The sequence below is a fragment of the Mesorhizobium sp. BR1-1-4 genome, assembly GCF_020165375.1.
GTDB classification, from domain to species: domain Bacteria; phylum Pseudomonadota; class Alphaproteobacteria; order Rhizobiales; family Rhizobiaceae; genus Mesorhizobium; species Mesorhizobium australicum.
In genome coordinates this window covers 1-1,552 of the sequence record NZ_JAIUIB010000023.1, presented here as the reverse complement: position 1 = coordinate 1,552, position 1,552 = coordinate 1, and the positions used below count along the sequence as shown (strand labels likewise).

At 61.7% G+C, this 1,552-nt stretch carries 1 protein-coding gene; it reads left to right on the top strand.

From position 1 onward, the window contains the following. The first annotated feature begins 53 nt into the window (after positions 1-53). Positions 54-1,424 (top strand): IS1182 family transposase, encoded by a 1,371-nt coding sequence (locus tag LB571_RS28725; RefSeq protein WP_224599731.1) that lies wholly within the window; start codon positions 54-56, stop codon positions 1,422-1,424. Positions 1,425-1,552: the final 128 nt, after the last annotated feature.

Here is a 1,552-nt window from a genome sequence, read left to right as displayed (position 1 = left end):
CAGACTGCTGACAAACCCCTGGCAATTGCCGGGGGTTTTTGATTCACTGGGTCATGTTGAAGCGACCCGCCCCCGAACAGACCGCGCTCGAGATGGTAACGTTGGATCAGCTTGTTCCTGCTGATCATCTGTTGCGCAAGATCGACCGCGCGATCGACTTTTCCTTCATCCACGATCTGACCGCGCCGCTGTACTGTGCCGACAATGGCCGGCCGCCTTTGGATCCGACCTTGATGTTCAAGGCGCTGTTCGTGGGCTACCTGTTCGGGGTTCGCTCGGAACGCCAGTTGGTGCGCGAGATCGAGGTCAACGTCGCCTATCGCTGGTTCTTGCGGCTGAAGCTGACGGACAAGGTGTTCGACGCCTCGACGCTGTCGCAGAACCGGCGCCGGCGGTATCAGGACGAGACCATCGCGCAGGGTATCTTCGACCGGATCGTCGAGCAGGCGATCCGGCATGGGCTTGTCGACGGCACGGTGCTCTACACGGACAGTACGCATCTCAAGGCCAACGCCAACAAGAACCGCTTCGACCTCGCGGTGGTGGCCAAGTCGCGCGCCGACTACTGGGAGGCGCTGGATGCCGCAATCGAGGAAGACCGCGCCCAGCACGGCAAGAAGCCGCTGAAGAACAAGGAGCGCCAGCCTGCCGAGAAGCAGACCAAGGTCTCGCGTACCGATCCCGACAGTGGCTACATGGTACGCGACGGCAAGCCGAAGGGTTTCTTCTATCTCGACCACCGCACGGTGGATGCCGCCCATGCCATCATCACCGACACCTATGCCACGCCGGCCAACGTGCATGACTCGATCGTCTATTTGGGCCGCCTCGACCGGCAGCGCCAACGCTTTGGCTTCCAGGTGGGGGCGGTTGGGCTCGATGCGGGATATGCAACCGCTGGCATCGCCAAGGGTTTGGAGGACCGCGACATCCTCGGCGTCACCGGCTATCGCAATCCAACACCGCCAAAGCCCGGCATGATGAGGAAGACAGCCTTCGCCTATGAGCCGGACCTGGATGGCTATCGCTGCCCGCAAGGCCAGCTTCTCAGCTACGCCACCACCGATCGCAATGGCTACCGCCAATACAGGAGCGACCCGGCCATCTGTCAGGCCTGCCCGCTGCTGGCTTCCTGCACGACCAACGCCGCCGCGACACGCACCATCACCCGTCATGTCTGGCAAGATGCGCGAGAGCGCATCGACGCCAATCGCCTTACCGGCTGGGGCAAGCTTATCTACCGCCGCCGCAAGGAGACCGTCGAGCGCTCCTTCGCGGACGCCAAGCAACTGCATGGCCACCGCTACGCCCGTTTCCGAAGTCACGTTCGCGTCGCCTGCCAGTGCCTGATCGCAGCCGCGGCTCAGAACATCAAGAAAATCGCCCTTTGCCTGTGGCCAAAGCCAAAGCCAGGCCTCGCCTGAGGCCCGCAAACCATTGCGCTGCCTCCTGCAACCTCATGTCAAATCGTCCTGACCGCGAAATCGCAAACACGTTCAGTCGCATAAAACAAAACCCCGCCTAAAATAGACGGGGTTTGTCAGCGATCTGA